Raw genomic sequence first — 7,298 nt, forward strand, 5'->3', positions numbered from 1 at the left:
CGAGCGCGTCGGCGAAGCGCTGCTCGTCGGCCGGGTCGAACTGGGTCAGGAACAGGTCGGCGATCGTGGCCTGATAGACCTTCCACATCTTCTTGCGCAGCGCGCGGCCCTCGCGCGTGATCGTGACGAAGGCGGCGCGGCCGTCGTCCGCCGATCGCGTGCGCGTGACCAGGCCCTCGCTCTCGAGCCGATCGACCAGGCGCGTCAGGTTGTACCGCTCGATCGCCAGCGCATCGGCCAGCTCGTGCATGCGGCGAGCGCCGCCCGGGCCGCTCTCGAGGCCCCATAGCACGTCGTACCAGGCGTAGCTCGGCAGCCCGGCGTCGGCCAGCCGCCGTTCCACCTCGCGAATCATCAGCCGATGCGCTCGCACGAACGAGAACCAAAGGTCTGGTGCGTCCGTCGTCATGGTCATTCTCCGAATTCGTTGCAGTTGCAATTATGCCGGCGATCGCTACAATGCGCCAGATACGATTGCAATTGCAACGAATGACTACGAGTGCCGATGCAATCCGCTGCGCGGCACGCCCGCGATCCCACCTATCTGACTCGCACCTATCTGACCTGGAGCCACGCCATGCCAACCTCTTCCTTACTCCAAGACGTCGATCCGCTCGAAACGCGCGAATGGCTCGAATCGTTGCAGGCCGTCGTGCGGGTCGAGGGCCGGCCACGCGCTCACTATCTGATCGACCAGCTGCTCGACTTCGATGGTTCGATGCATGGCGACTTCCACGGCCGTGTCAATACGCCGTACGTCAACACGATCCCCGCCGAGCGCGAGTTGCCGTATCCGGGCGACGCTGTACTGGAGCGCGAATTGAATGCGCTGATCCGCTGGAACGCGATGGCGATGGTGCTGCGCGCCGGCAAGCATTCGAACGTGGGCGGGCATATCGCCACCTATGCCTCCGCGGCGGTGCTGTACGACGTCGGCTTCGATCATTTCTTCCGCGGCCGCACCGATACATTCGCCGGCGACATGGTCTATATCCAGGGCCATTCGGCGCCGGGCATTTATGCGCGCGCCTATCTGGAGGGCCGTATCGACGAAGCGCAGCTCGACAATTTCCGCAGGGAAGCGGGGCGCCGCGGCCTGTCGTCGTATCCGCATCCGCGCCTGATGCCGGACTTCTGGCAATTCCCCACCGTGTCGATGGGGCTCGGGCCCATCATGGCGGCCTATCAGGGCCGCTTTCTGCGCTATCTGGAAAATCGGGGCCTGCAGCAGCACCAGGGCCGCAAGGTCTGGGCCTTCCTCGGCGATGGGGAAATGGACCAGCCGGAGTCGCTGGCCGCGATCTCGATGGCGGGGCGCGAGAAGCTCGACAATCTGATCTTCGTCGTCAACTGCAATCTGCAACGGCTCGATGGCCCGGTGCGCGGCAACGCGAAGGTGATCCAGGAATTCGAGGCGCTCTATCGCGCCGCGGGCTGGAACGTCATCAAGGTGATCTGGGGCGGCGGGTGGGACCGGCTGCTGGCCAGGGACCATACCGGGCTGCTGCGCCAGCGGATGATGGAGTGCGTCGACGGCGAATACCAGACCTACAAGTCGCAGAACGGCGCCTATGTCCGCCAGCATTTCTTCGGCAAATATCCGGCACTGCTCGAGATGGTGGCCGACATGAGCGACGACGAGATCTGGGCGCTGTCGCGCGGGGGCCATGATCCGGTCAAGGTCTACAACGCCTATGCCGCCGCAGTGCGGCACACCGGTCAGCCAACCGTGATCCTCGCCAAGACCGTCAAGGGCTTCGGCATGGGCGAGGCCGGCGAGGGCCAGAACATCAATCACCAGCTCAAGAAGCTGAACGCGGACGCGGTACGGGCTTTCCGCGACCGCTTTGCGCTGGATCTGCCCGACGCGCGCCTCGACGAGATGCCGTACCTGAAGCCGGCGCCGGACAGCGAGGCGGCGCGCTATTTCGCGTCGAGGCGCCGGGCGCTGGGCGGCCATGTGCCGGCGCGCTCCGGCGATTGCGCGCCGTTGCCGGCGCCGCCGCTGTCGACCTTCGCGACGCAGCTGCAGGACTCCGGCGAGCGGGAGTATTCCACCACGATGGCCTTTGTGCGCATGCTTGGCGCGCTGCTGAAGGTGCCGGAGATCGGCAAGCGTATCGTGCCGATCGTGCCGGACGAGTCCCGCACGTTCGGCATGGAAGGGCTGTTCCGCCAGATCGGCATCTATTCGCATGTGGGGCAGCTGTACACGCCGCAGGACGCGGGCCAGCTCAGCTACTACAAGGAGAGCCGGGACGGCCAGATCTTGCAGGAAGGGCTGAACGAAGCCGGCGCGACCTCATCGTGGATCGCGGCCGGCACCTCGTACAGCAATCACGGCGTGATAACGGTGCCGTTCTACATCTTCTATTCGATGTTCGGCTTCCAGCGGATTGGCGATCTGGCGTGGGCCGCTGGCGATGCCCGCACGCGGGGCTTCCTGCTGGGCGCGACCTCCGGGCGCACGACGCTGATGGGCGAGGGACTGCAGCACGATGATGGGCACAGCCATGTGCTGTCGTCGGTGATCCCGTGCTGCGTGTCGTACGATCCCACCTTTGCCTACGAGCTGGCGGTGATCGTGCAGGACGGCATGCGCCGGATGTTCACCGAGCAGCAGGACATCTTCTACTACATCACTCTGCTCAACGAGAACTATCCCCATCCGGCGCTGCCGGCCGGGGCGGAGCAGGGCATCCTGAAGGGCTTCTATCGGCTGAAGGCAGTCGGCGAGGCCAGCCAGCGCATGCCGAGCGTGCAGCTGGCCGGCAGCGGCGCGATCCTGAACGAGGTGATTGCCGCCGCCGAGCTGCTGGCGGACGATTTCGGCATCGCCAGCGAGATCTGGAGCGCGACGAGCCTGACGGAGCTGCGCCGCGACGGATTGGCTGCCGAACGCTGGAACATGCTGCATCCGGGGAGCGAGCCGCGCGTGCCCTACGTCCAGCAATGCCTGGCCGGACACCAGGGCCCGCTCGTCGTGGCGACCGATTACATGAAGATCGTCGCCGACCAGATCCGGCCCTTCGTGACGGACCGCCGGCTGGTTGCGCTGGGCACCGACGGTTTCGGCCGTTCGGACACGCGTGAATCGTTGCGGCGCTTCTTCGAGGTCGATCGGCACTTCATCGCGGTCGCCGCGCTGAAGGCGCTGGCCGACGATGGTGCGTTGCCGGTCGCCAGGGTCGCCGAGGCCATCGCGCGCTACGGCATCGACGCGGACGGCGCGGACCCGGCCGCGGCTTGATCGAGTGGCAGGCACCGCGGGAACGCACGCTCCCGCGGGCCGCGCGGCTTACCAGCGGTGCTGGTACATCGCCGTCAGCGTGATGCCCGCCGCCGGCAGCCGGCTGGTATTGCTGCTGTTGCGCAGCAGCTGGCTGTACAAGGGGTAGTAGTCGCGATTGAGCAGGTTCTCGATGCCGATCGTGATCGTGTCCTTGCGCGTCAGCTGGTAGCGGCTGATCAGATCGAGCGTCGTATAGCTGCCGGTATCGCGCCGGCCGAAGCTGTTCTGGCCGTTCAGGCGATAGTCGCGCCCAGCGTAATAGCTGACCTGCAGGCGGTTGGTCCATTGGCTGATCGGCCGGTATTGCAGGTAGCCGGTCAGCTTCAGTGGCGGAATGCGGTAGCCCGTCATGTTCTGGAAGCTGCTGCTGCCTTGCGGCTGCTCGCGGCCGCGCATCCAGGTGAAGGTCCCGCCGACGCCCCATTTCTCGTCGTCGGTCAGATAGTCGGCCGCCGCCTCGACGCCGAAGATCCGTTCCTTGGTGCGGGTCAGGATCAGCCCGTTGTTGAAGCTCTGCACGTCGCCGAGCTTCGAGGTGGTGTAGAACACCGCCACGTTGGCCAGCGTGTTGCTGCCCAGCGCACCGCGCCAGCCGAGCTCGTAGTTGTTGGTCTTGACCGGCTCCAGGCTCGACGAGTTGATGTCGAACCCCGGCCGCGCATTGCGGATCTGCAGGCCGATGTCGGGCAGCTGGAAGCCCTGGCTGAAGGCGCCATAGAACTCCTGGCCCTTGACCGGCGCAAACGCGGCGCCGATGTTGAACAGCCAGGCGCCGTAGTCGACGGTGCCTCCCTTGACGCCGACCGGGTTGGCGACCTTCGACTGCGACAGCGGCACGAAGTCGTCGAAGCTGGCGCTGGCGCGCTCGTAGCGCGCGCCGCCTTCCATCGACCAGCGCTCGTCGAACTTGTGCTGCAGCTGGCCGAACACGCCGCCGCTGCGCGTGGTCAGCGGCGGCATATAGGTCAGCTCGCCGGTGCGCTGGAACACCAGGCCGCCGCTGGCGTCGTAGCGCGCGGCGTCGAACACGTCGAGCGGCATGTCGCTGCGTTCCTGGTTGTAGTCCGCGCCCCACAGCAGCTTGGTCTGCTTGCTGGTGCCCAGCGGCGTGCCGACGGTCAGCCGGCCGCCGAAGACGCTGCTGTTCTGGCTGATCTGGTCGACGTTACCGCCGCGCGTGGCCACCGCGCGCGCGTCGAACGGGGGAAAGCGCGTGAAATAGTCGCGATAGTAGAACTGCGTCGATACGGTGCTGCCGTAGAAGTCCTGGTGCTGGTAATCCAGGTTCAGCACCGTGTTGCGCAGCTCGTTCTGGTTTTCCAGCTGCAGGCCGCGAATCGCGCGCGCCGTGGCCGAACCCGGAGGCAGCCGTCCGACCGACGGGTCGGAGGCGTAGTCGGTGTTCTGCCTGGCGTGGTAGCGGCTCAGGCTCAGCTGCACGCGCTGCTGGCCGTCGATGCGCCAGCCGAGCTTGCCGCTGATGTTGTAGACGTTGGAATCGAACAGATCGCCCTGGCTCGGCTCGGGCGCGATCCGATGGCCGTGCGCGTCGTAGGGGCTGCCGATGCGCTGCGCGCCGACGTGGAAAGCGTAGTCGATCGGTCCCTGGCTGCCGGAGAAGTGCTGCTGCACGTTGGCGCTGAGCCCCTCCTTGCTGAGCCGCGTCAGCGGCGTGCCCAGCGTTACCGTGGTGTCGGCGGTGGGCGCGCCGCCCGCGCTGCGGGTCGTGATCGAGATGATGCCGCCGCTCGCGCCGGCGCCGTAGAGCGCGCTGCTGCCGCGCAGCACTTCGATCCGCTCGATGTTGCTCGGATCGATGGTCGCCAGGTTGCGGGCGGAATCGCGATTGGTATTGAGCGGAATGCCGTCGACCAGCACCAGCGCGCTGCGTCCGCGCAGCGTCTGGCCGAAGTCCGTCACGGTGCGGCTCGAATCGGCCATGCCCGGAATCAGCTTGCTCAGCATCGTCGCCAGATTGGTCGAGCCGGTCTTCAGCTCCTCGATCTGCTCGCGCTCGATCACGGTGACCTGCCGCGTCGGATTGACCAGATCGCTCTTGATCCGGTCGACCCGCACCTCGACGGTACTGAGCTCATGCGCGGGCGCCGTGCCCTGGGTGGCGGATGACGCCTGCTGCGCCAGCGTGGAAAGCGGGGCGCCGCCAGCGATGGCGGCGAGGATCAATGCCGACGGCGTCAGGGCCGGCGGCGTCGGCCGCGACGGTTGCGAACAGGCGGGTTTTTGTCTCATGGCGCGTGGCTCGGGCTCTCTCGTAATCTGCGGTTACAAAAAACCGTCAATCTTATTGATAACCATTCCTGTTTGCAACATAACGCGCGCTTCATTGGCGCTTCGCAACATAACGAGCGGGGTCAGCCTTGCGCGGCGATGCGTGTCAGCGCTTCCCGGAACGCCTGCGCGGCCGGACCGAACGGCTGGTCGACGCGATAGGCCAGGTAGGCCTCGTACAGAACGCGCGCATCGCGGCCCAGTGAGGGTGTGGCGACGCGCACCAGCCTGCCTTCGCGCAGATCGCGTTCGACCAGCCAGCGCGGCAGTCGGCCCCAGCCGAGGCCGGACAGGATCAGTGCGTACTTGGTGTCCTGGGTGTTGACGCGGCACGTCTGCGGCGACAGCACGCCGAAGTCGCGGCCGGCGGACAGCGGCGTGGGATCGGACTGCACGATCTGCAGGTGATCGGCCAGGTCGGCCACGCCCAGCGGCGGGCCGCGCCGCCGCGATGCCAGCGGATGGCGCGCGGACACGACCGCCACCACCTCGGTCGACGACAGCGCCTGCAGCGCGACACGCGGATCGCGAAAACCCTCGCCGACCATCACCGCCAGCGTGGCGCGTTGCTCCAGCAGGGCTGCCAGCGGCCCGCCCAGCGGTTCGACCGCGACGCGGATCGCCACCGACGGATAGCGGCCCCGCATCGCTTCCAGCGCGGCGCTGATCTGCGCCAGCGGAAACAGCGTATCGACGACCACCGACAGTTCGAGCTCCAGTTGCTGGCCAAGGCCGCGGGCGCGCGCCCGCATCGCATCGACGCGCAGCAGGATGTCGCGCGCGTTGACCAGCAGGGCCTGGCCCTCGGGCGTCAATACCGGACGCCGCCGGGTGCGGTCGAACAGCGCGACGCCGAGCTGCGCCTCCAGATTGGCGATCGCGTGGCTGACCGCCGATTGCACGCGGCCGAGCTTGGCCGCTGCCGCGCGGAAACTGCCGGCGTCCGCGACGGTGGCGAAGGTGCGCAGCTGGTCGAGGGTCAGGGCGTCGAGCATGAGTTGGGTAGCCGGAAGCCGTCGCTCCAATGATCTATTGGATCGATCGTTTGGATCGAACTTATATCACTTCCGTCGATGCCCCGCCGATGCGATGCTGTGCCCCATTTCGAGGGTTCCAGGGCAGGAGAACGAGATGACCGATTGTGCGAACGGGCGGCGGGGGTGGTCCGCCCGCAGAGGACAGGCAGTGGTACCGCGGACGCCCACGACACTGACGACGTCCGCGCCTTCCGGTAATGCTGCGATGTGGCTGACGGTGGCGGTCGTGGTCGGCGCCGGCGTCGTCGCGGCGCTGCAGGTCGGCAAGGCCGCGATCGCGACGCCGATGCTGCGGGCAGACCTTGGCGCGAGCCTGGCGCAGGCGGGCTGGCTGATGGCGATCGTCGCGGTGCTCGGCTCGCTCGGCGGGATTCCGGCCGGTGCCCTGGTTACCGCCTTCGGCGACCGGCGTGTGCTGCTTGGCGGTCTGCTCGCGGTGGTGGCCGGCGCTGGCGCCGGCGCGCTGGCGCCGACGCTGCCGGCGCTGATGGCGTCGCGCTTCGTCGAAGGACTGGGCTTCCTGCTGATCGCGGTGGCGGGGCCCGCGGTGCTGCAGCGCGTCGTGCCGCCGCAGCGGCGCGATATCGCCTTTGCGCTGTGGAGCTGCTTCATGCCGGCCGGCATGGCGCTGGCGATGGTCGCCGGTCCGCTGTTCGGCACCTGGCGCGGACTATGGTGGG

Annotated in this window: 5 protein-coding genes; 2 read left to right on the top strand and 3 right to left on the bottom strand. The window is 67.3% G+C overall.

Annotated features, from left to right (window positions below):
• Positions 1-409, bottom strand: a 409-nt coding sequence (locus B551_RS10795) for a MarR family winged helix-turn-helix transcriptional regulator (RefSeq protein WP_043438805.1), incomplete at its 3' end; no start/stop codon positions are given.
• Between the two features lie 168 nt (positions 410-577).
• Between B551_RS10795 and aceE the strand changes: the two genes are divergently transcribed.
• On the top strand, positions 578-3,250 hold the full coding sequence (gene aceE, locus B551_RS10800) for a pyruvate dehydrogenase (acetyl-transferring), homodimeric type (protein ID WP_006579461.1): 2,673 nt from the start codon (positions 578-580) through the stop codon (positions 3,248-3,250).
• Between the two features lie 48 nt (positions 3,251-3,298).
• On the opposite strand, the gene B551_RS10805 is transcribed toward aceE, so the two are convergent.
• Both B551_RS10805 and B551_RS10810 read right to left on the bottom strand, forming a co-directional pair.
• Positions 3,299-5,542 (bottom strand): TonB-dependent receptor, encoded by a 2,244-nt coding sequence (locus tag B551_RS10805; protein ID WP_052511334.1) that lies wholly within the window; start codon positions 5,540-5,542, stop codon positions 3,299-3,301.
• Between the two features lie 122 nt (positions 5,543-5,664).
• Positions 5,665-6,576: a LysR family transcriptional regulator gene (locus tag B551_RS10810; RefSeq protein ID WP_006579459.1), complete on the bottom strand. Its 912-nt coding sequence runs from the start codon at positions 6,574-6,576 to the stop codon at positions 5,665-5,667.
• A 247-nt stretch (positions 6,577-6,823) separates the two neighbouring features.
• Between B551_RS10810 and B551_RS10815 the strand changes: the two genes are divergently transcribed.
• Positions 6,824-7,298 (top strand): MFS transporter (locus B551_RS10815; protein ID WP_023264067.1); only part of this gene is annotated, 475 nt, incomplete at its 3' end.

Source organism: Cupriavidus sp. HPC(L) (genome assembly GCF_000307735.3).
Taxonomy (GTDB): domain Bacteria; phylum Pseudomonadota; class Gammaproteobacteria; order Burkholderiales; family Burkholderiaceae; genus Cupriavidus.